General features: G+C 33.9%; 24 protein-coding genes. 12 read left to right on the top strand and 12 right to left on the bottom strand.

Translation table 11 applies throughout. The annotated features are described in order from the left end of the window. Positions 1-7 precede the first annotated feature (7 nt). A complete protein-coding gene (locus tag Q2T76_RS05060) occupies positions 8-1021 on the bottom strand; it encodes a lipoate--protein ligase (RefSeq protein ID WP_302084442.1) in 1014 nt (337 codons plus the stop codon). A 150-nt stretch (positions 1022-1171) separates the two neighbouring features. Between Q2T76_RS05060 and Q2T76_RS05055 the strand changes: the two genes are divergently transcribed. From Q2T76_RS05055 to Q2T76_RS05025, 7 genes are all read left to right on the top strand, one after another. Next, positions 1172-1549: an EbsA family protein gene (locus Q2T76_RS05055; RefSeq protein WP_302084441.1), complete on the top strand. Its 378-nt coding sequence runs from the start codon at positions 1172-1174 to the stop codon at positions 1547-1549. Between the two features lie 15 nt (positions 1550-1564). Beyond that, positions 1565-3241 carry a formate--tetrahydrofolate ligase gene (locus Q2T76_RS05050; protein WP_302084440.1) on the top strand — a complete coding sequence of 559 codons (1677 nt, stop codon included), beginning with the start codon at positions 1565-1567 and terminating at the stop codon, positions 3239-3241. Beyond that, the gene (gene lspA, locus Q2T76_RS05045; RefSeq protein ID WP_302084439.1) at positions 3242-3697 is read left to right on the top strand and encodes a signal peptidase II; all 456 of its coding nucleotides are present in this window, start codon (positions 3242-3244) and stop codon (positions 3695-3697) included. Next, entirely contained in the window at positions 3697-4608 is a 912-nt protein-coding gene (locus Q2T76_RS05040; RefSeq protein ID WP_302084438.1) for an RluA family pseudouridine synthase, read from the top strand. The genes lspA and Q2T76_RS05040 overlap by 1 nt, the downstream gene beginning before the upstream one ends. 98 nt (positions 4609-4706) lie before the next feature. Continuing rightward, entirely contained in the window at positions 4707-5216 is a 510-nt protein-coding gene (pyrR, locus tag Q2T76_RS05035; RefSeq protein ID WP_302084437.1) for a bifunctional pyr operon transcriptional regulator/uracil phosphoribosyltransferase PyrR, read from the top strand. A gap of 7 nt (positions 5217-5223) precedes the next feature. After that, positions 5224-6291 (top strand): carbamoyl phosphate synthase small subunit, encoded by a 1068-nt coding sequence (locus tag Q2T76_RS05030; RefSeq protein ID WP_302084436.1) that lies wholly within the window; start codon positions 5224-5226, stop codon positions 6289-6291. Positions 6292-6304: 13 nt separating this feature from the next. Further along, positions 6305-8680 (top strand): ATP-grasp domain-containing protein, encoded by a 2376-nt coding sequence (locus Q2T76_RS05025; protein WP_302084435.1) that lies wholly within the window; start codon positions 6305-6307, stop codon positions 8678-8680. Here Q2T76_RS05025 and Q2T76_RS05020 read toward each other — a convergent pair. After that, a complete protein-coding gene (locus tag Q2T76_RS05020) occupies positions 8660-10339 on the bottom strand; it encodes an NFACT family protein (RefSeq protein WP_302084434.1) in 1680 nt (559 codons plus the stop codon). The two genes, Q2T76_RS05025 and Q2T76_RS05020, sit on opposite strands and share 21 nt — an antisense overlap. Positions 10340-10454: 115 nt before the next feature. On the opposite strand from Q2T76_RS05020, the gene Q2T76_RS05015 reads away from it, so the two are divergent. Next, positions 10455-11318, top strand: a complete 864-nt coding sequence (locus tag Q2T76_RS05015; RefSeq protein WP_302084433.1) for a DegV family protein — start codon at positions 10455-10457, stop codon at positions 11316-11318. A 17-nt stretch (positions 11319-11335) separates the two neighbouring features. Here Q2T76_RS05015 and Q2T76_RS05010 read toward each other — a convergent pair whose 3' ends face one another. Continuing rightward, positions 11336-12658, bottom strand: a complete 1323-nt coding sequence (locus tag Q2T76_RS05010; protein WP_302084432.1) for an APC family permease — start codon at positions 12656-12658, stop codon at positions 11336-11338. Between the two features lie 349 nt (positions 12659-13007). On the opposite strand from Q2T76_RS05010, the gene Q2T76_RS05005 reads away from it, so the two are divergent. Further along, positions 13008-13436, top strand: coding sequence for a Fur family transcriptional regulator (locus Q2T76_RS05005; protein WP_302084431.1), 429 nt, complete (start codon positions 13008-13010; stop codon positions 13434-13436). A 182-nt stretch (positions 13437-13618) separates the two neighbouring features. Here Q2T76_RS05005 and Q2T76_RS05000 read toward each other — a convergent pair whose 3' ends face one another. From Q2T76_RS05000 to Q2T76_RS04985, 4 genes are all read right to left on the bottom strand, one after another. Beyond that, positions 13619-14086, bottom strand: a complete 468-nt coding sequence (locus Q2T76_RS05000) for a hypothetical protein (RefSeq protein WP_302084430.1) — start codon at positions 14084-14086, stop codon at positions 13619-13621. A gap of 2 nt (positions 14087-14088) precedes the next feature. Then, on the bottom strand, positions 14089-14295 hold the full coding sequence (locus Q2T76_RS04995) for a helix-turn-helix transcriptional regulator (protein WP_302084429.1): 207 nt from the start codon (positions 14293-14295) through the stop codon (positions 14089-14091). Positions 14296-14463: 168 nt separating this feature from the next. Continuing rightward, positions 14464-15294: an SPFH domain-containing protein gene (locus Q2T76_RS04990; RefSeq protein ID WP_302084428.1), complete on the bottom strand. Its 831-nt coding sequence runs from the start codon at positions 15292-15294 to the stop codon at positions 14464-14466. Beyond that, positions 15295-15633 carry a toxin-antitoxin system HicB family antitoxin gene (locus tag Q2T76_RS04985; RefSeq protein ID WP_302084427.1) on the bottom strand — a complete coding sequence of 113 codons (339 nt, stop codon included), beginning with the start codon at positions 15631-15633 and terminating at the stop codon, positions 15295-15297. A 126-nt stretch (positions 15634-15759) separates the two neighbouring features. On the opposite strand from Q2T76_RS04985, the gene Q2T76_RS04980 reads away from it, so the two are divergent. Continuing rightward, positions 15760-17430 (top strand): DUF6792 domain-containing protein, encoded by a 1671-nt coding sequence (locus tag Q2T76_RS04980; RefSeq protein WP_302084426.1) that lies wholly within the window; start codon positions 15760-15762, stop codon positions 17428-17430. Positions 17431-17464: 34 nt separating this feature from the next. Here the strand turns inward: Q2T76_RS04980 and Q2T76_RS04975 are convergent, their stop codons facing one another. From Q2T76_RS04975 to parE, 4 genes are all read right to left on the bottom strand, one after another. Next, complete coding sequence (locus tag Q2T76_RS04975; protein WP_302084425.1) at positions 17465-18388, bottom strand: manganese-dependent inorganic pyrophosphatase; 924 nt, start codon at positions 18386-18388, stop codon at positions 17465-17467. A 36-nt stretch (positions 18389-18424) separates the two neighbouring features. Beyond that, positions 18425-19399, bottom strand: coding sequence for a LysR family transcriptional regulator (locus Q2T76_RS04970; protein ID WP_302084424.1), 975 nt, complete (start codon positions 19397-19399; stop codon positions 18425-18427). A gap of 140 nt (positions 19400-19539) precedes the next feature. Then, on the bottom strand, positions 19540-21990 hold the full coding sequence (gene parC / locus Q2T76_RS04965) for a DNA topoisomerase IV subunit A (protein WP_302084423.1): 2451 nt from the start codon (positions 21988-21990) through the stop codon (positions 19540-19542). Between the two features lie 14 nt (positions 21991-22004). After that, the gene (gene parE, locus Q2T76_RS04960; protein WP_302084422.1) at positions 22005-24044 is read right to left on the bottom strand and encodes a DNA topoisomerase IV subunit B; all 2040 of its coding nucleotides are present in this window, start codon (positions 24042-24044) and stop codon (positions 22005-22007) included. A gap of 112 nt (positions 24045-24156) precedes the next feature. Between parE and plsY the strand changes: the two genes are divergently transcribed. Next, positions 24157-24783: a glycerol-3-phosphate 1-O-acyltransferase PlsY gene (plsY, locus tag Q2T76_RS04955; protein ID WP_302084421.1), complete on the top strand. Its 627-nt coding sequence runs from the start codon at positions 24157-24159 to the stop codon at positions 24781-24783. A gap of 1 nt (position 24784) precedes the next feature. On the opposite strand, the gene Q2T76_RS04950 is transcribed toward plsY, so the two are convergent. Continuing rightward, positions 24785-25249 (bottom strand): MerR family transcriptional regulator, encoded by a 465-nt coding sequence (locus Q2T76_RS04950; RefSeq protein ID WP_302084420.1) that lies wholly within the window; start codon positions 25247-25249, stop codon positions 24785-24787. Between the two features lie 70 nt (positions 25250-25319). Between Q2T76_RS04950 and Q2T76_RS04945 the strand changes: the two genes are divergently transcribed. Further along, on the top strand, positions 25320-26051 hold the full coding sequence (locus Q2T76_RS04945) for an SDR family oxidoreductase (protein ID WP_302084419.1): 732 nt from the start codon (positions 25320-25322) through the stop codon (positions 26049-26051). Positions 26052-26058: the final 7 nt, after the last annotated feature.

Genomic DNA, 26058 nt, shown 5'->3' with positions numbered 1-26058 from the left:
CTTTTGTTTATGGGGTCATTAATTTTAATATTTCAGCTGAATCAATTCCCTTAAAGTATTCATCTAAGTTGAATTGATCAAGAACTTTCTTGATATCAGCAGTATCAAATTTAGTATCTTTCAACGCTTCACTAATTTCACTTGCATCTTGGGAACCGAAGAAATCACCATAGATTTTAGCTTCTTGAATCAAACCATTTTCGATATTGAAACGAACGTCGATTGTTCCCATATCAAAATGCTTTCTTTGGTTAACTGTGAATTTAGGAGATTTTCCGTAAACCCAATCCCAATTCTTGTAGTATTTATCTTCTAATTCGGTAATGTGCTTTTGATCTTCAGGAGTAATGATATACTCATTATCTTTGATTTCTTCAAGAGAATCTTTACCAAAGAGCTTCAATAATAAAATATTTCTGAACTCTTCAATGGTTAGATTTTGATACTCAGGTAGTAGATGAGACTTCAAGTTTGTCACCCGTGAACGAATAGACTTGATTCCTTTTGATTGAATCTTATCAGCATTAACTTTTAGTGCATCGGTTAGGACATCTAAGTCTACGTCGTAAGACAAAGTTCCATGGGAGAATGTTTTACCATTCTTGGTATACATAGCATTTCCAGAGAATTTCTTACCATCAACCAAAATATCGTTACGCCCAGAAACTTCAGCAGATTCAGCACCCATTTTTTTCAAAGCATCAACAATAGGTTGTACAAAGGACTTAAAGTCTCCAAAGTTATTGTCATCTGAATTGACTACGAAACTGAAGCATAGATTACCTAAGTCTTGATAAACCGCGCCACCGCCAGAAAATCTTCTTGTAACGACGATGTTATTCTTTTCAACATACTCATGATTAATTTCTTCAAGTGTGTTTTGATTACGGCCAACGATGATACATGGCCCTTCAATGTAGAAGAGTACCAATGGTTCGTTGAACTCTTTGTTGTTCATTAAATATTGTTCAGTAGCTAAATTCTCTCTAATATCGCGTGATTTCATCAAAACGTATTTCACAATAAAGCCTCCAAATAATTTAATTTTTGTATCCACTTTATATATTAAGGATATCAAGGCAAAAAAGCTATAACTTTAGATTTTATTATTAATTTTTCACGTTTCATTGTACAATTATCATATTGTTAACTTAAATCTTGGAGGGCGAAAATGAAATTCAAATATCAACCTGGAGGCGAAAAGGGGATCATTACTTGGTCTTTAATTCTCGTCTGCTTCCTCTTAGGGATAATTTTACAATTGGAAATTTTTAAATTAAATATAATTGCACCAATCGTTAGCATCGCAACGGTAGTATTTGCTCTTTATTTGATTGGTAAGTCACAAATAATTCTCAAGAGGGATTCTCTTATTATCAAGAGTCCCTTTAAAAAATCCAATCGAAAAATTCAGTTTTCAGAATTGAGTAAAGTTGAATTTGGAAAATACTATTTTGTTTTGTATTTCAAATCACTTCAATACTTTCCAATTAGAATTATTGCGTCACCAAAAATAATTAGTAAATTGCCAACCAAAATAAAACTATAAAGTGAGGTTTTATCAATGAAATCAGATATAGAAATTGCACAAGCAGTTGAAAAATCATCAATGAAAAAAATCACTGAAATTGCTGAAACAGTCGGCTTATCCGGTGACGATATTGAACAATATGGTGAATATAAAGCCAAGATAAAATTCTCTACAATCTCAAAATTAAAACAACAGTCAAATGGAAAGCTGATTCTAGTAACTTCGATTAATCCAACCCCAGCCGGAGAAGGTAAGTCAACGGTATTAATTGGATTAGCTGATGGCTTAAGAAAAATTGGTGAAAAATCAATTGTGGCTTTAAGAGAACCTTCGTTAGGACCTGTCATGGGTATGAAAGGTGGCGCTACTGGCGGCGGACAAGCTCAAGTTATTCCAATGGAAGATATCAATCTGCATTTCACTGGTGATATTCATGCTTTAACTAGTGCTAATAATACTTTGGCTGCTTTGATTGATAATCACTTACAACAAGGTAATGAGTTAAATATCGACCCCAGAACAATTACTTGGCATCGTAGTTTAGACATTAACGATCGTGCTCTAAGAAATATCGTAATTGGATTAGGTGGCAAGACTTCTTCAATTCCACGTGAAGATCACTTTGATATTACCGTTGCTTCCGAATTAATGGCTATCTTATGTCTTGCAACAGACATCAATGACCTCAAATCACGAATTGGCAATATCTTGATTGGCTTCACTTATCAAGCACAGCCAATTTATGTGAAAGATTTGAAAATTGAAGGTGCTATCAGTACTTTACTAAAAGATGCACTGAAACCTAACTTAGTACAAACATTAGAAAAAACACCTGCATTAATCCACGGTGGACCATTTGCAAATATTGCCCATGGATGTAATAGTATTTTAGCAACTAATACAGCATTAAAACTAGGTGACTATGTGGTGACAGAAGCTGGTTTTGGAGCTGACTTAGGAGCAGAAAAGTTCTTAGATATTGTCACACCTAATCTCGATAAGAAACCTGATACAATCGTTATTGTCGCTACAATAAAAGCTTTGAAATATAATGGCGGTTCAACTTTAGACGAGCTAAAAGATGAAAATCTTGCAACTCTTGAAAAAGGCTTTGCTAACTTACAAAAGCACATTGAAAACATGCTACTTTACAAAGTACCAGTAGTTGTAGCAATCAACAAATTCGCAACGGACTCACCAAACGAATTAAATCTCTTAAAAGAACTTTGTCAAAAACAAAGTGTTCAAGTAGAAATAAGTGATGTCCATGAACAAGGTGGAAATGGAGCAATTGACTTAGCCGAAACAGTTGTTAAAGCAACTCAAGAACCAAATAATTACACTCGCTTATATAATGATAAAAGTTCTATTATCGATAAAATCACCACCATCGCTACCAAAATTTATGGTGCAAAAGATGTCGAACTTTCCACTCAAGCTCAAACTCAATTAAAGACAATAGAAAAGAACAACTGGGGTAACTTACCAATTTGTATTGCCAAAACTCAGTATTCATTGAGTGATGATCCTAAGTTGTTGGGTCGTCCCAGCAACTTCACACTCCACGTAAGTTCAATTTCAGTTCGACTAGGGAGTCAATTCATTGTTGTGCAAACTGGAAAAGTTTTGACTATGCCTGGTTTGCCTAAAAAACCCGCCGCATTAAATATTGATATTAATAACGACGGAGTAATCGAAGGAATTTTTTAAATGACAATCATTTTCTTTTTAATTGCAATTTTATTAGTAGTTGCAGATCAAGTTTTAAAAGCATTTGTTCGTGGAAACATTGATTTTGGGAGCATTCATACTTTTATCCCCGGTGTCCTATCAATAACTAACATCGACAATACGGGGGGAGCGTGGAGTATCTTATCCGGTAATATGATTTTCTTTTATTTGGTAACAATCATAGCCGTAATTATTTTGTTAACTCTTATTTTCAAAGCCAAAAAGAATGCTTTATTTTACCGCAGTGGCTTAATTCTCTTACTTGCGGGAACCATTGGAAATGCCATCGACAGATTCACTAATCAAGCAGTAACTGATATGTTCCATGTAGATTTTATGTACTTTGCGATTTTTAATTTAGCCGACGTCTACATTACGTTTGGAGTAATTATTATTATCATTCACTTACTATTTTTTGAAAAGGGTGATAGCTAATGACTGAAACTCATCAACTAGAAGTTAAAGCAGATTTCAATAATACTCGATTAGACAAATATCTAACTGATCAACTTGAAATAAGCCGTTCTCAAATTAAGACTTTAATAGAAACTGATTGCGTCTTAATAAATCAAGAAGTTGCCAGTAAATCAGGAACTAAGGTTAAAACTGGTGACATAGTTTCAATTAACATCCCTGAAGTGCAAGCAATTACTGCTGAACCCGAAAAGATGGATTTGGATATTGTCTATGAAGATGACGACGTCTTAGTTGTCAACAAACCTCAGGGTCTAGTAGTTCATCCCTCGGCCGGTCATCCTAATCACACTTTGGTGAATGGATTGATGTACCACACTAATCTAGCACCTGATAAAGAATTATTAAGACCCGGAATTGTCCATCGAATTGATAAAGATACCTCTGGACTACTAATGGTAGCCAAGAACGACCAGGCTCGGGAATCGTTAATGCAACAATTGAAGGACAAATCAAATACTCGTGAGTATTTAGCAATTGTCCATGGAAACTTTTCGGAAGGTTCGGGAAAAATTGATGCGCCAATCGGACGTTCTAAAAAAGATCGCAAAAAACAAGCGGTTGTTGAAGACGGAAAACATGCTGTAACGCATTTTAAAGTTTTGGAACAGTTTACCGACTATTCGTATCTATCTCTACAACTAGAAACTGGTCGAACTCATCAAATCCGTGTTCATTTAAAATATATCGGTCATCCAGTTGCCGGAGATCCTACATATGGACCTAAAAAAACTTTATCAGGAAAAGGACAATTTCTTCATGCCTATCGGTTAGGATTTGTTCATCCTCGAACTCGAGAATATATGGAATTTACAGCTGATCCGCCAGAGAATTTTAGGCTAACATTAGACACATTGCGAAATAGAAGGTAAAATAACAAGAAGTTAATATAAGACTTTTAAGTGAGCCCTGTGAGGCTAAAAAGTTTACACAGCCACTCACAGTTGAGTGGCTTTTTTTGGAGGAAGTAATGGCAAAAGAAATTATTGATGGAATAACAATGCAACGTGCTTTGACACGTATCACTTACGAAATCATCGAAAGAAATAAGGGCATAGATAACTTGGTCTTAGTTGGAATTAAGACTCGTGGTGTCTTTATTGCTCATCGAATCGAATCTCGACTAAAACAATTAGAAGGCATTACTGTTCCGGTTGCTGAATTAGATATTACCGCTTTTAGAGACGACCAAGAAACAAATCAAGAAAAGTCTGCCTTAGATATTGATTTGACAGACAAAAACGTTATTTTAGTGGATGATGTTTTATATACAGGTCGTACTATCAGAGCGGCTATGGATGCCATTATTTATTCAGGTCGTCCAAAGAAAATTTCCTTAGCAGTTTTGGTTGATCGTGGACATCGTGAATTACCAATTCGTGCTGACTTTGTTGGTAAAAACATTCCCACATCTCGAAAAGAAAAAATCAATGTCTCCATGAGCGAGATTGATGGTGAAGATAAGATTGAAATAGATTAGAGGAATTATGAAGAGATACTTAGTATTAGAAGATGGTTTCACTCTCGAAGGTGACTCATTAGGTGCACCAACGATTGCCGCCGGACAACTAGTAATTTCTAATAACTTATATGGCTTAGAACAAACTATTACAGATGCTACTTATAACGGACAAATAATTGCCATGACGGCACCAGCAATTGGTGCTTCGGGAATTGATCCTAATGAATACGAAGCAATTAACCCGACATGTAAGGGAATTATCTTTAATTCAGTGGCTTTAACTAGCGATAATGAGCATAATCAATCCCTAGATGACTTTTTAGTAAGTAAGGATATTCCCGCAATTACTAATATTGACGTTCGGGCTTTGGCTTTGCATATTCAAGAATTTGGTCAATTAAAGGCCAGTATTTCGGACACTGATGATGAACATGCCATTGATCAGATTAAGGCTTTGGTTATTCAGCGAGACTTGGTAAAGCAAGTTTCAACCAGACAACCATATCCTAATCCAAACTCGGGTAAGAAGATTGTCATTATTGATTTAGGAATGAAGTACTCAATTCTTAGACAATTATCATATCGTGACTGTAATTCAATTGTCGTTCCTTATAACTACTCAGTTAAAGAAATTGAAGAATTAAATCCAGATGGCATCATTATTTCTAATGGACCTGGAGACCCCGTCAATTTGGGCGATACCATTGAGACTGTCCAAGAACTTCAAGATAAATTCCCCATCTTTGGAATTGGATTAGGTCATTTAGTTATTGCACTAGCTAATAACTGTCAAACTATCAAAATGACTCTAGGTCATCATTCAACTTCTTATCCTGTAAAAGAAATTGCCAGTGGCAAAATTGAATATACGAACCACAATCACATCTATGCTATTAGTGATCGTGGAATTAAGGATGCTCATTTTATCGTTACTCATATTTGCCCAACTGATGGAACTATTGAAGGTATTAGACATATGTACAAACCGACGATTTCCGTGCAATTTGATCCTGAAGCTGCACCTGGTGCTCAAGATATGACTTACTTATTCGATGAATTCCTAGATATGATTAGCTCTTACGAACGCATTTAAAGAAGGTATTAATTTGAAAAAAAATATTCAAAATATTTTAATTCTCGGTTCAATCAATAGCCCGACAAATGTTGACTTAACTAATGTCATCTATCGAACTTGCCGTACTTTAAATAATCTAAAATTTAAAGTTACTTTGTTGATGGAAAATCCAATTTCTATCCTTACAAAATCTGAGGCTATTACTAATTTAGTTATTAGTAAGGTTACTAGTGATACGGTTAAACAAGTCATTGAAGATTACAAAATTGACGCTATTATTCCTACATTAGGCGACCGCAATGCCATGAGTATTATCGCTTCTAACGGTATTCCTAAAGGGGTAGAGGTCTTAGGAACTAATCAACTAGCTTCTTTAGCAACTATTAATCGTGATGCTTTGAGTAAACACCTAGAATATAATCATTTACCCGTAATCAATTACATTAGTACTAAAAATGAAAATGATGTTTACGATTTCGTACGTAAGAATGAATTTCCAGTTATTGTTAGACGTAGGTTCAAGAATCGTATGTCATCAGGTTGGACGATTATTGAGAACTTGTATGACTTAAATAACTTTATTGAACATGATCCTGATTTTAAAGATGCTGTTGAAATTGAAAAAAGTGTTCATGGTCAACATGAATTTTCGATTACCACTTTACGTGACAGTGCTAATAACGTGAATGTAGTGGGGTCAATCGAAGATATTCAACCTATCGGCATTCATCATTTGGATTCGTTACTAGTCACTCCAACTTTGACTTTAACAAATAGCCAAATTCAAGAGCTCAGAAGTGCTGCCATCCGTGTTGCTAAAGCGTTCAACATTGTTGGTGTTTGTACCACACATTTTGCCTTGAATGCTGAAAAATCAAATGAGTTTTATATCACCGAAATCATTCCTAGAATCAGTGAAGAAACTAAGTTTCTAGAAACAGCTTATAATTATCCAATTTCCGAAATTGCGGCACAATTAAATATTGGTAAACACATTGATAAACTACAAAATTCACGTGGTGAGAAAATCAATGCTGCTTATGAGCCAAATATTGAGTTTTTAACAATGCGTGTGCCAACTTGGGATAACATTCAAGAAGTACTGGTAAATCCTAAAAAAACCTCTAGTGGTGCCTTTTTAATTAGAGGAACAACAATTGAAGAGGTCTTAAAAAAAGGTCCGTTAAACGCCAAAATTTCGCAAACGAATGCATTAAATTCAAGCGGATTGAAGAATCTCAATGATGATGAGCTATTTGAAAAAATAGTTCATCCGACAAATCGTCAATTAGCAGTTTTAAAAACTGCCTTAAATAGGGGCTTTGATATTCCTTATTTATCTAAAATCACGAAAATACATCCAGTTTACTTAGCTACTTTAAAGAAACTATCTAAGATAAAAATTAAACTGGTTCAAAACAAAGGTGATTTGGAAATTCTGCGAACGGCCATCATCAGTGGCTTTTCAATTGATGAAATTTCGACTTTATGGGAAATCAATTCTGAACAATTAAAAGAATTACTGGTTCAATCAAAAATTGATTTTCAACTTAAAGATGCAACTTTCATCACTAATACTGATAAGAGCTTAGAGTTCATCGTTTCACCTGGTAAATTCAATGAATTCAGTTATAACGACTCAAAAGAGACGATTGCGATAAAATCTAGTCCTGAGATGTCCTTATATGAACAAGTGCGTAATAACTACATTATCAGTCGAATTGCTCAGGTAAGTCATAAAAATGGCTTTAATGCAATTTTATTCGATAAGACAACACGAGAAACTGTTAATATCGATGATAATAAGATTGCTCGAGTAGTTGATTCATTTGATGAAATTGAAAAATATAATCTCTTTCCAAAAGATATTTTTAAACACACTATCAATTTAAATAATGATTTTCGTGATAAAAATGGACTACTGGATGAGGGAGAGACAAAGATTTTTGAAGATGATGGTGTCAAAAACACTGATGAATATGAGTACTGTGTACTTAAAGATGGTGAGAAATGGGTGATGAGTTCCTACGTCAAAACCAGTTCTTCGGAAGATAGTTACCAAGCTACGGCTAACTTTAAGCGTTCATTGAAACTTAAAAAGGTTATCAATACTTTTTTAAATAAGAATTTAACCGAAGAACAGAAGAAGTTTGCCAAACTCTTTAACTTCACAATTTGTTTCATCAATAATGAAATTAAAATCAAAAAAGTATCAATTGGTTTTAGCGAAAATATTGTGGCTCATGATATTGTTAGTTCATTCGATTTAATCGACACTTATATTAAGTTGGTTATTGGAATTGGCTTCAAAGAAATGGGACTAAAAATTAATCAATTTGGTTTTGTCTCAGAAAAAAAGAACAAAGAGATTCTTTTAAAGAATAACTCATTTGTCCTTACTATCTAAATAATTTTGTTTTAACTGCTCAACAAGCTGTGAATCCGGTGTTACTACTAAGGTTTTCTGACCTTCGTAGATGACAAAACCTGGTTTTGCGCCGTTGGGCTTTTTTAGTTTTTTAACTGGTACATAATCAACATTTACATTACTTGAATTCTTTGCCTTTGAATAAAAAGCGGCGATATTAGCGGCTTCCAGAAGAGTTGTTTCACTTGGATTATTATCAGAAATAATAACATGAGAACCAGGAATGTTTTTAACGTGTAACCAAATAAAATCTTTTTTAGCAATTTTTAAACTTAATTGGTCATTTTGAACGTTATTTTGCCCAACCGTTATTAAATCGCCGGTTGAACTTAGATATTTATTTCCAACTTCTTTAGTAGACTGCTTTTTCTTCTTAGTTTGACTCTTCTTGCTAAGATAGCCACCAGCTATTAACTCGTCTTTTATTTCCAACAAATTATCTAATTGCGATTCACCAATTTGATACAAAACAGATTCTAAGTAATCAATTTCTTCTTGAGTTTGAGTCAATTGCTCATCAATATGGGCAATTGATTTTTTTAGTTTCTGATAGGTTTTAAAATACTTCTGTGCATTCTCTGAAGCAGTTAAACGAACATCCAGAGGAATTTCAATTTGTTCATTATTGTAATAATTGGTTAATTCTACCTTGTTAGCATTAGGTTTAACTTCATGCATGAATGTTGTCAATAACTCACCATAAAGGCGATATTGATCCATTTTTTCAGTCTTAGCTAGATCTTTTTTTAGATGTTTAATCTTGGCATAGTCTTTTTTTAAGACACCATTTACTACAGCAAGTAAATTCTGGCCATTAGATTTCACGCGGTCAGTCTGAGCTCTATCTTGATAGAATTTATCTAGCATTTCTGACAAAGAAGGGTAATGATCAGCATCTTCAGAAGCACTCAAATACTTAATTGGATAAAATTTTTGTTTTTGATCATTTTTAACAATATTAGGGTAAGGCTTTTGATTAATCTCTTTGAAAAATTCACGAAAAGCAACTCTTTTAATCTCACTATGATCAAGTCGATAGTTCAACTCATTTTCAGTATCTTTGTCAATTCCTTCAAAGTTACCACGAATGTCTTGTAAATCAGTATCCGAAAAGTCTTCAAAAGGATTCTTTTTACCGGTTGTTGGTGGGAAAACATACTCTTGTCCTGGCATTAGAATCCGATAACGATTCAAAGAACTTGGAACGTGTTTAATTAAATCAACAATTAAGTTATCTTGATCCACTAAAACAACGTTACTGTATCTTCCCATGATTTCCATAATTAGCTTAAAACTAATTGAATAGCCAAGTTCATCTTTTGTTTCAAGAGTAAGAACAACAATACGGTCATTATTGATTTGCTTTATTTCACTGATGATAGCTCCATCAATTTTTTTTCGTAATGACATAACAAAATTAGCTGGTTTGTCAGGATTAGCAAATCTAATATTAGTAGTTTGAATTCTAGAATAGAGTGGATTAGCTGACAGTAGAAGAGGATAGTTAGTACGATTACTTCTAACAGTTAACACTAGCTCGTTTTTAAATGGTTGTTGAATCTTAGAAATTCTTCCACCAATTAAATTATGTTGTAACTCAGCCACCATGGCGTGAGTAAAAGTACCGTCAAAGGACATTTAGTTCACCTCAAATTTCTTATCTCATTTATTCTAACAGATTTTTTATGATATAATTCTATTATGTAATTTTTGCAACACATTCAATTTATTAATAGATAACAGTGGTGATTTTATGAAAATAGCAGTAGTAACCGATAGTACTTGTTACTTACCTAAAGAACAAGTCGAAAAATACAATATTACCGTTGTACCGATGCCTGTAATGATTGACGGTAAAGAGTACCATGAAGATGAAGATATAACTACAGAAGAGTTTTATGACAAATTAAGAACTCTTGACGAGCTACCAACGACATCTCAACCACCAATTGGTCAAATGGTTGAGTTATATACCAAACTTGGTGACGAAGGCTTTGATACAATTATTTCTATCCATTTAGCTAGTACAATTTCTGGATATGTTGGTTCTTTATCAACAGCCGCAGAAATGGTTACCAACACAAAAGTCATTCCTTATGACTCACAAATAACCGTTATTCTAATGGGTAACTTAGTACTTCAAGCCGCTCGAATGGCTCAAGATGGTAAAGATGTTGATGAAATCTTAGCAAGTCTTGACCAAATGCGTGCAACTATGAACGAAGTTTTAATCGTAAATGATTTGAAGAACTTGGTCAAAGGTGGCCGTCTCTCAAACGCTTCAGCAGTGATTGGTAGTGTATTAAATATAAAGCCATTATTAACATTCGATAATCAAACTCACGAAATTGTTGCTTATGACAAAGTAAGATCTATTAAAAAGGCTTATGCAGCCGCAATTAAGACTTTTGAAGAAGATCAAAGTAAAGTTGATTTTGATTATAAATTAATTGTCATTCATGCTAACGATCCTGAAGAAGCTGAAAACTGGGCAAGTGACTTGCGTAAGAAATTTCCTGATCTAACAGTCGAAATTAGTTATTTCGGACCAGTTATTGGAACACACCTAGGTGAGAAAGCCATTGCTCTTGCTTGGATAAAAGATATTGATAAATAAAAAGAATTAGCAAATTGCTAATTCTTTTTTCTTTGCATATAAAAGTAAATTGGTACGCCAACTAAAGTGATAACTAATCCAATTGCCGTAATTTGAAACTGTGTAATCAAGGTTGTTATTAGAATAAACAGACCACCTAGAATTGCTACTGCCGGAATTATTGGATATCCTGGCACTTTATAAGGACGTTCAACCTCCGCATCAGTTCTACGAAGTTTAATAACGGCAACAAAAGCAAGCGTATAGAACAACCAAATAACGAAGGTTAGCATATTAGTAATCGCATCAAATTGCCCTGATAGCATCATAATACCGGCAATTACTAATTGAACAAGACCAGCAAAGAAAGGAACACCCGCATCGTTTAATTTTTTAAAGCGAGAACTAAATGGCAATTCATCTCTTTGACCCATGTAATAAGGAATTCTCATTCCGGTCATCACATAACCGTTAACACCACCAAATACGGAAATTAGAATTCCAATCGTAATAATTTTTCCACCAATATCTCCAAAAATAACTTTCGCTACGTCAGCGGCGACATTCATATTACCAGCAATATCTGAAACTGGTAAAATCCAGTAGGAAACAGCATTAAATAGCAAATAAATAACCATTATTAACCCGATACCAGCAGATATAGCAATTGGCAAATCACGTTTGGGATTTTTCATCTCGCCAGCAATGTTACCAACATGAATCCAACCATCATAAGCAAACATGATAGCAAGTAACCCTTGACCTAGAGAAGTCCAGAAAGGGTGATCCGCAGTGGTCGAGATAGGGAAGAAACTGATTGTTCCACTACCTTGATGGAAAAATCCTAAAATAATTATTGCTACCAAGGGAATTAATTTAAAGACTAAAGCCACTGTTGTAACTCGACCAGCCACCTTAATACTAATAAAGTTAACTCCGAATACTAAACAGGCACACAAGAAAGCAATAGGAATAATTGCTGAAATATTAAGATCAAATAGATTAGCAACTTGTGTTCCAAAAGCAATTGACATAGCTGCTACATTAGCCGGAAAATAAACAATTGCTTGAGCCCATCCTGCTAGAAACCCCCAAAATTTTCCGTAGGAGTGACTGATATATCTTGTTAATCCACCAGTTTTTGGAAACATGGCAGCTAATTCAATTACTGTAAGTCCGGCGCAAATAGTTATTAATCCTGCCAGAAACCAAGCAAACATTGCTAAGCTCGCAGAACCTGTATATTGCGTTACTGCCGAAGTTTTAAAGAAAACCCCGGTTCCAATAACGGTACCGACAACTGTAGAGAAGGCTGCCGTAAAACCAATTGATTTCTTTAATCCCTTTTTACTGTTCTTCATATATTATTTCACCCTTAACTAATTTATTCGTAAAACTATCTCAATTAGTATAAAGCAATAGGCGATTGGTCGCTATAAAACTAATGATAACTTTTATTTTTTTTAACTTATTTCTTGTCATTTGGGTTAGAAAGATATACACTTCAAGTATAACTTAGAACGATTCCTAATTAGTCGTTTTTTAAACGAGTGATGTTTCGCTTTCTAACATTAATTTTGAGCTTAATCAATTAATGAAATGCTATTACACCGGGATTCTACAATTAAATCAAATAAATTTGTTAGAACACTGGCGAAATCACGCTTAAATTATTGCCAATATATTATTTATTAGTATGAGGACAAGAATATGGAAAATAAAGACTTAACATTGGTAGTTAATACCTTAAAAGAACATGGTTATAAACTCACTAGTCCAAGAAAACAGATAGTTGAATACATGATCAGCACACACAGTCATCCCACAGCTGAAATGATTCATCGAGAAGTTAAAAACTTACCAGTTTCTACTATATATAACACGTTAGAGATATTAATCAAATTACATCTAGTTATTGAAATTGATAATAAGAATGACGATAAGACGCATTATGATTACTTTGGAACACCACATTACCATGTAGTATGTACGAACTGCGGTAAGATTGTCGATGCTGAGCAGTTTGATTTCTCTAAATTACCAGAATCAGCTGAAAAAGAAACTGGTTATCAAGTAACTGGTGTTAGCATTGAAGTTTTTGGATTATGTCCAGATTGTCAAAAACTTAAAGACAAATAAGAATCAATTTAAACTCACAACTCTGCAGTGAGTTTTTTTATTTGTTCTAACTTGATGACTGATAATGAGATTAAGAAATAGAAGAGAGATATGATAATATTGCCATCTAATTTTATAATTAGTTCTAAGGTTACATAATATATATTATACGAAGTTACATTGATTAATAGAAAAACTTAGTCTCATATTTTCCTATTATCAAAAACGATCCAACTAATTAAAAATGTTAAACAAGCCATTACTAATCCACTTCCAATAATAACTATAATAAACAATCGTAAAGTAATTGGTGATTCAATAAATGAAGTTGCCAAAGCAAATAATATTAGAACAATCACTAAAAAATAAGTCAGTAGTCTATAAGTTATTTTTGCAGCTTCTAGACCGACTACTTTTTCTCGTTCATCCTGAGCACTTAATTCACCATCTTTTTCAGTGTATCCATCTTTTATACCGAATTTCTTTGCGTAAAAAAATCTTCCAGTTGAAAACACGATTGCACATAAAATAAGTAGGAACCACATAACGCCAAAATTTAGTTGGCTGTCATGGCTAGTAAATTTAGATGTTAATACTGTTTGACAGGATGCAATAGTAAGAATAATAGACAAAATTATATTTCCAACTTGTTCAAAAACTACTTTTCTCATGATTAAACCTCTTTTTCTAAGCTAAAAACTTCCGTAATATCTACTGATAATGCTTCAGCGATTCGAAAAGCTAATAAAAGTGAAGGCGTATAATTTTCTTTTTCCAAGGAAACTATTGTTTTACGAGATACCCCTACTAAACTAGCTAATTTTTCTTGGGTTAATTTTTTTTCTTTACGAAATTGTTGTACCTTATTCAAAATGACCATAATTAATCCCTTCGAAATGAGTAGTTGACTTCTCATTTGATTTTATTCTATATTTTATAAGAAGAGAAGTCAACTACTCATTAAGTCTCTAAAAAAAACATACAAGATAAAACTTGTATGCTTTTAATTCTAAAATATCACAAATTTGCGAATTACTTTAATTAATAACTATTTAGTTTTCTTTTTAGCACCAGGCTTAAGTAATTCGCCAATAACTGGAACATCACCAAGATTATTGACTTCATCTTTTGATAAAACAATGGTATTAGCGTCTGAATTTGCTAATTCAGTAAAGGCATTAATTGATTGGTTGCGGAAGTATTTGTCATCAGCACCTGCCAAACCTTCTTGAACTTTATCAATTCGATATTTTTCAGCATCAGCACGGGTCTTAGTTGCGTCGGCTTCAGCTTTAGCAGTAGCCATTAAAGCATCATTTTTAGCTTTAGTAGTTAATTCAATTGAACGAGCTTCACCCTCGGCTTTGGCGATGGCAGCTACACGTTCACGATCAGCTGTTAGTTGTTTATCCATTGCTGCTTGGATTGAAGCAGATGGAGTTAATTCATCAATATTGATACGATCTACATTAACACCATATGTATTAGTCAAATCACCAATTGCTAAAGATAATTCTTGGTTAATTTTTGCTGTTGAGCCTAGGGCGTCATTTAATTCCATTCGACCAATAATATCACGTAAGTGACCACGTACAAGCTGTGACATTGATTCGACTGAGTCAGTATTCTCATAAGTGTACTTAACAGCGTCAGTTACATGGTAGTTCAAGGTAACGCTAGCTGAAACATCGGCATTATCTTTAGTAATAATTGAATAGTTCGGTAATGACAATGGTGACATTGCTAAACTAACTTTACGAACTTTTTGAATTAAAGGAATATAAAAATGCATTCCTGGATTGACACTACGTTTATACTTTCCAAGAGTTTCTACTAGTCCTTGATTATTTTGCTTAACAATTGTTATTCCTACAGGCATTTAAACGTTCTCCTCTTTCTTAATCGTAATAACATTTCCATTAGTTTTGACAATTCTAAAAAAATCATCATCTTTAATAGCTTTATTGGTCTTATTATCATCCATTTCATAGCGATAATAAATTCCAAAAATCTCAATTAAGTTCTTATTTGCAATAATATTTGAACCTTTAATTAGCTGCCCAATGATATTACGATTCTCAAAAGTCATTGATTCTTCGCTTAATTTAAGTTCAATTACACTAGTGATATACTTATTGATACTCATGTTCTTGTGCTCGGCAATCTGTGATACTTGATCATACATATTGTCATCTAGTCTTAATAGAAATTTCTTCAATGTTATCCTCCTGATAATTATTATGTTATCAAAGTGATATCACTTTAGCAATATGAAAAATCTTAGTGAAAAATTGAATTGTGATGTAAACTAGAATATACATATCTTATAGAAAGGAATCTAAGTATGGATAATTATGAACTTTTGAGTGCTTCTTTAGCTAAATTAGAACATATCTTAAGTGATATGGCTCATTTAAACTTTAAAGCACATACTTATATTTCTTTAGCAATTGATGACAGCCAAACACGTCAACTTTATACCAAAAATAAACGCTTGAAGATGCGTTTAAACTACTTAAAAATTGCCAAGAAAAAACAGCTTAATCTAATCATTGAAAATCTTACCGAAGATAAATATCTCTTTGATAAAATCCAATTAATTAGAAAAAACGACGTCATAAGCACTACAAATACAAGTAAATCACTTGCTTCTAACAAAATCACTTTGAAGCAAATGTTGCTTGATATTCAGCAAGAAAAAACTCAAGAGAGCCTATTATTAGTTCGTCAATGTCTGGCCTACCTTTTGAAAAAGGACTTACTTACTACCTACCCTAACACCTCAAGTGAGGATCTATTTGCTAGTAAAGATTTCAAGATGGACTTGATGGAACTTAACTATCTCTTCGTTTTCTTTACTACCGCTGAGCTTCAAGATTATGTCAGTTTTTTGATTTATAAATATACTGACGAAGTCGTCAAAGAAATCAAATTCTATGATGCTAGAGACATTCTTTTAGACTCACAAAATGTAGGATTCTCTGCGGTCGCTTATTATTTCAAATTCAAAGAGCAACCTCAGTGTTTCATTTCATATAAAGGTACTGAAGGTGAACTTGAAGACCCTCGAGTAAAATCCTTAGCAAAAAGATTTAATAATTATATCTCAGAAAGTTACAAGGATTGGGCCTACAACATTGATGCGATGCTCTTTGGCGACACTGACAACGATGACCAGCTAACCCTTGCTCGGGAATTTGCTCAATTCGTCATCAAAAATGTTAAGACCATGGATCAAGATACAACAATTTACGCATTAGGGCACTCATTAGGTGGCCACTTTGTCCAAACAATCCAACTATTAGATCATGCTTTTGACTACGGCTACACCCTTAATTCGGCACCAATTCAATTGAAGCAAATCAAAAAAAATAAGCCAGAACTATTCACTGAAGATACCTGGAATAAATTGTTCTCACTTACTTATTACAATACTCAAGAAATTACTACTGACTTGCTAATTCGTAATTCATTAAATGAAGACTTCAATGAAATTCAAAATGAATGGTTTAGAAATGACTTAACTCGGATATATTACGCGTTCCCTTATACTTTCTATATTGGAACGTCTAAATATCTCAACACCAATAACTGGTACTACCCTTTCAAATCAAATATTACCACTTACTTAACTGAGGAAGACATTCAAACTTACATGAGTTTCTTCGGTGGGTTAATTAAGCATTTGAAGAAAGCTAATCCTAATTCGGCTCGTCAAATCATTCAAAGTATTACCACCTATTCATTTAAAACCTTCAAAGATTTATACAAGTACGTAAACTCAGATAAAGCTAAGAAGATCTTCAATGACTTTGCTACCTATCTCTACGATGCGAAAATCTTTATTGATAAACCGGCAGTAGTTAAAGATAATCTAAAACGAGAACTCTCAAAGCCAAAGTTTGCTTTACAAATAATTCAGTATGAATGGCCATTTGTTAAAAGCTTGAACAATGAAATGGTTGAAACAGTAATTTACTTCCATACCATCGAAGGCGCGCGTTATTTCAAATAAAAAAAAGACGAATAATGTATTCGCCTTTTTTTTATTAAAAGTTTTCGTTTAATTGAGGTACAACCTGTTTCTTACGGGATACAACGCCTGGTAAGAAAGCAATATTGTTTTCAATTTTTGTATTAAAGGTCTTTTCAAAGGTAGCAATTGATTCATCATCACCTATGATAATAGCCTTAGTGTCACTTGTTAGAATATTAGTAATCAATAAGATGAACAAGTTCTCATTCTCACTGGTCATTTCTTCTTTAATAGCTGCTTCAAATTCACTTTGTCTTTCCAAAGTTTCTTCAATATCAACTGTATTAACTTGGTCAATTCTAACTTTATGACCGTTCATGTCAAAAGTTTTAGCATCAATTTCTACTAATTCTTTAGCTGATTTACTTGCTAAATTAGTTCCTGCTTTTAGCATTTCCAAACCATATGATTCAAAATCGATTCCGGCAGTTTTAGCAAGACTTTCAAGTGCTGCTTTATCTTCATTAGTAGTTGTTGGTGACTTCAACAATAATGTGTCAGAAATGATAGCTGACATCATTAAACCAGCGATTTCAGCTGGAATTTCAATCTTTTCTTGATTAAATAACTTCCAAATAATCGTGCTGGTACATCCAAGTGGTTCTGCATGATAGACCAATGGATTAGCAGTTTCGAAGTTAGCAATTCTATGATGATCAACAACATGTGTTACTTCGACATCTTTAATGTTATCAACACTTTGTTGGGCTTCATTGTGATCCACTAACATAACTGCATCTGTATCAGCGGTTTCAATAATTCGAGGAAATTCACAATTAAATTTGTCAAAAACAAATTTAGTTTCTTCGTTAGGTTCTCCCAAAGCAACTGCTTCAGTGTCAAAACCTTGTTGATTCATGAAATATGAATAAGAAATTGCTGCAACAACAGCATCTGTATCGGGATTTTTATGTCCAAAAACTAATTCTTTAGTCAAGGTGCTTCCTCCAATTTTTATTTGAAATTTTGATGATTAAAGTGGCTTAATGTCTTTTAATCTTGTTAAATAATCTTTTTCTTTAATGTATTCGTCCCAAATATCAAAGAAGTTCTTGATACGTGGAATTCTTTCTTTATCAGTTCTGTAAACAAAAGCCATTTCTGTTGAAATGTTTGGCTCAAATTTTGATTGATACCCGTTAATTTTTTCTTCATTAACCGCAACAAAACTTGTTGGCAATGCTGTGTATGCATCATTGTCATTAGCAAATTTCAAAATTTGGTATGGTGATGAGAATCTTGCAACAGCTTGAGGAATATCAAGTAATTCATTAGTATATGAAGTCTTAATTAATTCGTTCAAGTAGTAGCTTTGTACGTAGCCAACCCACTTGTGGTCAACATCAACTGTATCCTTAAGCTTAACTTTCTTCTTGCCAGCAAAATCTTCATTAGAATGGATGAATACCATATCATCATCCATGATTTTCTTAATCTTATATGGTTTCCAGTTTTTAATGTTTTCATCAGGTAAGTACATGATAGCAACATCAATTTTGTTATTTTCAAGTCTTTCCCAGATATCACGTCTTGTTAATAGATAAACATCAACTTGTACTTCTGGTACTTGATTGAAATGATGTTCTACAAATTGTTCAATTACTGCACCTTCCATAGAAGCTAAAACACCAATTGAAATTTTTCCGCTTGTAGCAGTTGTAGAATGTTGAATCTCATTCTTAGCTGTATTAATCATTTGGAAAATATCAGTTGTTGCTTTTAGTAATGAATTACCAGCATCAGTAAGTTGAATTTTCTTCCCTACTGAATAGAATAATGGGGTTCCTAACACACGTTCAATTTTTTTGATTTGTTGTGTCAAAGCTGGTTGTGTAATACCTAATAATTGAGCAGTTCTGGTATAACTAAGATTCTTTGTTAACTCCACAAAATAAACTAAAGCCTTAGATTTAAAAATATCAGATGTTGTTCCTTTTTCCTTTGTCATTATATATCCTCCTAAAATTTACAAATCAACCTTTCCCCCAAAAGCGTCAATTTGTTTAACGATAACTTTATTATAACAATTACTTTTTGCAAAAAAAAATTAGTTTTATTTATTTTTTTTTAATATACTAACAAATTAACTTATTTATGAACTACTTTCATTCGAAGAGGTAATCCATCGCTTTCAGTGTCTAAGATGAAGGTTCCGTTTGAATAACGATCAACACTCGAATGCTCAGACACATTGATTTCAATAAGATTGTTTTTATCAGTCGTGATTTCTAGCATAGCATTAGTATCGACTAATTCAATCAATTGAACTCTGTGTGGATTAGATTTTAGCTCACGCAATGTTACCACACCCCTTCTGGCTCTGGAGGTTATTGGAATTTCGCGAAGTTTCATTTGTTTATATGATCCACGTTGTGTCACAAGTGCAATCAGATTTTCATTATCAATTGTATCACTTAAAACGAAATTGACAATTATATCGTCTTCCTTCAATGACACAAATTTAACACCAGCAGCTTTGGCTCCAACAATCGGAACTTCTTCAAGATCAAATGCTAAGGCATAAGAATTTCTTGTGAAAGCATACACAGTTTGTCCAGTTTGCTCAAAATTCACATAATAAGCGTGAATTAACTTAGAATCGCTACTATGCATTTTCATTGCTGTAATTGTTTTGGTTTTATAAGTTCTTCCAGGTTCAAGATCCTTAAATAATACCTGTTTAATGTAGCTATCATTTGTTCCAAAGACAAAGCTTCCCTTTTCATCCAAGGAATTAAAGGCAAAGACATTGATGATTTTCTCATCACTTTCAAGTCCAACTTCTTGTGATAAGTGAGTTCCAGTATCTTTCCAACGAACATCGTCAATTTCATGAACAGGACGATAAATTAAATTACCTCTATTTGTAAAGACAAACAAATGATCCAGGGTATCAACTTCGGCATCAAAGACTGCGAAATCTTCGTCTTTTAAGCCATTGTCATCATCACCCGAAGCAGTATATGAACGAATGCTACTCCGTTTGATATAACCGTCATTACTTACCAACACACGTACATTTTCGTGTGGAATAATGGCAGCTTTATCAATTTGAATGTTTTCCACTTCTTCTTCAATCTTAGTTAGACGGTCGTTACCATAAACATCACGAATTGATTCCAATTCTTTTTTGATAACGTCCATTAAAGTAGCTTTGTTATTCAAAATTTTGGTTAGTTTTTTAATTTGCTTATTTAATTCAGCATCTTCTTTTTCTAATTCGGTAACATCAGTATTAGTCAAACGATAAAGTTGTAAAGAAACGATTGCTTCAGCTTGTTCTTCAGTAAAATCAAACTTCTTCACCAAGTTTTCTTTAGCATTACTCTTATTTTCACTAGCACGGATGGTCTTAATAACGTCATCAAGAATTGATAAAGCTTTGATAAGACCTTGAACGATGTGAAGACGTTTATTGGCTTTATCTAAGTCAAAGTTCGAACGCCTGATAATCACTTCTTCTTGGTGAGCAATATAGGCTTTTAGAATACGAATTAGTCCAACTTGCTTAGGTGCCATATTATCAATGGCAACCATGTTGAAGTTGTAAGAAATTTGTAAGTCGGTGTTTTTGAATAAGTAATTTAGAATTCCTTGACCATCAGCATCTTTTTTTAATTCGATGACAACTGAAAGTCCATTTCGGTCAGATTCATCACGAACTTCCGCGATTCCTTCGACTTTTTTCAAGACTCTTAATTCATCAATTTTCTTTACTAGAACGGCTTTATTAACTTCATATGGAATCTCACTAACTTCAATCTGGCTCTTATGTCCACGTAAAGGAACAATCTGAGTTTTTGAACGTAAGACTACTTTTCCACGTCCTGTTTCATAGGCAGACTTTATACCATCAATTCCTTGTAAAATTCCCCCAGTTGGGAAATCCGGACCCTTGATAATAGTCATCAATTTAGCAAGATCGGCTTCTGGGTCATCGATTAAAGCAATTGTGCCATCGATAACTTCTTTCAAGTTATGTGGAGGAATTTCCGTTGCATATCCCGCAGAAATACCAGTCGCACCATTTACAAGCAAATTAGGAAATTTAGCTGGTAATACGGTTGGCTCATTAGCAGTATCATCGAAATTTAAAACCATATCAACAGTGTCTTTGTTGATATCTTTCAATAATTCCCCGGAAATTTTGCTAAGTCGAGCCTCGGTATAACGCATTGCAGCTGGAGGATCACCATCCATCGAACCATTATTACCGTGCATTTCAATTAGTGGCTCGCGTAATTTCCAATTTTGACTCAAGCGAACCATCGCTTCATAAATGGAACTATCACCGTGAGGATGGAAATTACCCATAACATTACCAACTGATTTAGCAGACTTTCTAAAGCCCTTGTCATAGGTATTTCCGTCTAGATTCATGGCGTACAAAATACGACGTTGCACGGGTTTTAGACCGTCACGAATGTCAGGTAATGCACGTTCTTGAATAATGTATTTGGAGTATCTACCGAAGCGATCTCCCATAATATCTTCAAGTGATAACTCTTGAATTCTTTGTTTTTTATTTGTTTTTTCCAAAATAATTACTCACTTTATATGTCTAAATCTAATGAAGTCTGTGTAGTTTGTTTCAATAAATCATCGACAACTTCGTCATTTTTTTGAATATCATCATCGTCAGAATTTGTGGTATCTAAGATACTACCATCTTCTTCCAGACTGAAACGGACGTTTCCTTCAATCCATTTTCTTCTTGGTTCAACTTTGTCACCCATCAACGTGGTGACACGGCGTTCAGCTAATGCAGCATCTTCAATTACAACTTTGATTAAAGTACGATTCTCAGGATCCATAGTTGTTTCCCAGAGTTGATCAGCATTCATTTCACCAAGACCTTTGAATCTTTGCAATGAATAACCCTTACCCATCTCTTTAATTCCTTGAGCAAGTTCATCATCTGTCCAAGCATACTCAATCTTCGCCTTAGCTCCGGTTCCTTTTTGGAGTTTGTAAAGAGGTGATAAAGCAATATAAACTTTTCCAGCCTCAATTAAAGGACGCATATATCTGTAGAAGAATGTTAGTAGCAGCGTTTGAATATGAGCTCCGTCGGTATCCGCATCGGTCATAATAATGACTTTGTCATAGTTACTATCTTCAATATTAAACTCAGGTCCAACACCAGCACCAATTGTATAAATCATAGTGTTTATTTCTTCGTTTTTGAAAATATCTTCTAACTTGGCTTTTTGAGTATTTAATACCTTACCACGTAGCGGCAAGATTGCTTGGAATTTACGATCTCTACCTTGTTTAGCAGAGCCACCAGCAGAATCACCCTCGACTAGATATAACTCATTTTTCGCAGCATTTTTTGATTGAGCTGGAGTCAATTTACCAGAGAGTAAACCATCGTTTTTCTTTTTCTTTTTATCATTTCTGGTACTTTCACGAGCTTTGCGAGCTGCTTCTCGTGCTTCACGAGCCTTGATAGCTTTTTTAACCAGTGTCTGAGCAAATTCACCATTCTCCATCAAGAAGAAACTCATTTGTTCATAGACTAAATTATCAACAGCACTTCTAGCTTGAGGAGTACCAAGTTTTCCCTTAGTTTGACCTTCAAATTGAAGTAGTTCTTCAGGAATTCTTACTGAAATAACAGCACTGATACCTTCTCTAACATCAGTACCTTCAAGATTCTTACTGTTTTCTTTCAACAATCCAACTTTTTTAGCATAGTCATTGAAGGCTTTGGTTAAACCAGACTTCATACCAGCTTCATGAGTACCGCCGTCAACAGTTCGAACGTTGTTAACAAATGAAATAATGTTCTCTGAATAACCATCATTGTATTGGGCAGCAAATTCTATTTCCATACCTTGATTATCGCCATCGAAATAGATTACTTGCCCTAAGACGTCTTTTCCTTCATTAAGATACTTAACAAATGATTGAATTCCGTCCTCAAATAAGAATTCGTCTTCGCGTTCCTTACCAGGACGCTTATCAGAAAATGTAAATTTAACGCCCTTTAATAGAAAAGCGGACTCACGAATTCTTTCTGCTAAAACTTCATAATTGAATTTAGTAGTAGAAAAAATTGAATCATCAGGCATAAAACTAATCGTTGTCCCGTTTGACTCTTTAGTTGTTCCGGTTTTTTCAAGTGTTCCTACTGGATGTCCGCCATTTTCAAAACGTTCTTCAAAAACTTCCCCATCACGAACAACTCTTACCGTCATCCATTTGGATAAAGCATTAACTACTGATGACCCAACCCCGTGTAATCCACCGGAAGTTTTATAGTTATTTTCTGAGAATTTACCACCAGCATGAAGCACTGTCAAAATAACTTCAATTGTTGGTTTTCCTGAAGCGTGCATTCCTGTTGGCATTCCACGACCGTGGTCACGAACAGTGATACTACTGTCTTCATTAATTGATAAATTAATCTCTTTACCAAATCCAGATAGAGCTTCATCAACTGCGTTATCAACAATCTCATAAACTAAATGGTGTAATCCTCTGGCATCGGTAGATCCAATGTACATACCAGGTCTTTTTCTAACTGCGTCCAATCCTTCAAGAATCTGAATGGACGAATCATCATAAGATGATTTTGCTTTAGCCATAATAAATAATTCCTTCTTTTTAAAATCTTTCAAAAATTACGCAATTTATTCTATAATGAATAGCATACTTACAAATCAAATTAAGTAAATAAATAAATTGACGGTGAAAATCTTGAATTTCTTAAATATATCAATAAGTATAATTTTATCATATCTTATTGGCTCATTCCCATCAGCCTATGTAATTGGCAAAATTTTCTACAAAAAAGATGTCTTACAATTAGGCAGTAAAAATGTTGGTACAACAAATGCTTACCGTGTTCTTGGACCTACTGCAGCAATTATCACAATGATTATTGATATCTTGAAAGGAACACTTGGTTCTTTTATGCCAGTCTTTTTTGGAATTAACAATCGTCATCTAATGCTACTGGTTGGTTTTGCCGCAGTCATTGGTCACTGCTTCTCTATCTTTATTCATTTTAAAGGTGGAAAAGCTGTTGCCACCAGTGCCGGAATTCTTCTAGCATACAGTCCAGAACTATTCTTATGGGCATTTGCCACTTTCATTATTCTAGTACTTTTAACCAGCACCGTCAGCATTTCAAGTCTCACAGCCTTAACTATTTTATCATTGGTTAGTTTTTTGTACCATGACCCAATTTTCTCAGCTGTGGCTGTGGTTGTAACTATTTTTATTTTTATTAGACATATTCCAAACATCAAGCGTTTAGTCAAAGGAAATGAAAATACACTTAATTTCGGATTAGTTCATTACTTAAAAAATAAAAAGAAATAACTCAATATTTCAATTTTCTATGTAGGACATCACGTTCGAATTCTTTTTTCAGTTCCGGATCAACTACTCTAGAGTCTTTTAAGAAATTAGCTTCTTCAGTTCCAGCTTCTAGGGCTCGTTGATAATACCACTTTTTCCATCTTAAGAAATCTAAATTATCTTCAAGCTCAGCAATTTTTTCTTCTAATTGTTGCTCATGATCGGTTAAAAAGTCTAATCTTTGTTCCAGTGATGAATCACCTTGAACACATAAATTCATAAAATCGGCTATCTCTTTAACAGGAATGGCCGATTTTTTCATACAATCAATAACTTCCAAAAATCCTAAATCAACTTCATTAAAAGTTCTTCGAGATGCTGTATCACGTTGAACAAACGGCAGCAGTCCTTCTTTTTCATAATATCTAATTGTGGATGGTGTCATCGCTGTTTTTTTGGCAACTTCACCGATTGAATAATTACTCATACTTTCTCCTTGACTTAAAGTTAAGTTTAACTGTTATTATACAGATAATTTAAAAAAAGGAGCAAAAATAATGCAAAAAGGTTTAGTTGTAATTACAGGTGCAAGTTCGGGATTTGGTGCGGAAATCGCCAAATTATTTAATAAAGATGGTTATCCAATGTTGTTATTAGGACGACGTGTTGAAAAAATAAAAGAACTTCCCTTGAACTTTGAAAATGTCATGGTGGAAAAAGTTGATGTCACAGATTTTAATTCCTTTGAGTCAGCAATTAGAAAAGCTGAAGACAAGTTTGGTAAGACCGACTTATTAGTAAACAATGCCGGACTTATGTTATTAGGAAATGTCATTACTCAAGACCCTAATGAATGGCAAACAATGTTGAATACAAACGTCATGGGTGTTCTAAACGGAACTAAGATTGTCTTAGATGGTATGAAGTCTAGAAAACACGGAACTATTATTAATATGTCCTCTATTGCTGGATTCAAGGCTTTTGCCGACCATGCAGCCTATGTAGCTTCTAAATTTGGTGTCCATGGACTAAGTGAAACAATCCGTACCGAAGTATCAAGTAGTAATGTCCGCGTTTCACTTGTTGCTCCCGGCGCTGCCGAAACAGAGTTACTTACTCATGTCACAGACAAAAATGCCTTGTCTGACTATAATTCTTGGAAAGAATCCATGGGTGGAATTACCTTGAATCCAGTTCATGTTGCTGAATCAGTCAAGTTCATCTATGACATGCCACAAGAAGTTAATATTAGAGAAATTGATATTGCTACCACAGCCCAAGAATCATAATAAAAAG

The organism is Lactobacillus sp. YT155, assembly GCF_030504545.1.
Lineage (GTDB): Bacteria > Bacillota > Bacilli > Lactobacillales > Lactobacillaceae > BQUT01.
The sequence above is the reverse complement of the archived record's forward strand: the minus strand, read 5'-3'. Positions and strand labels throughout refer to the sequence as shown.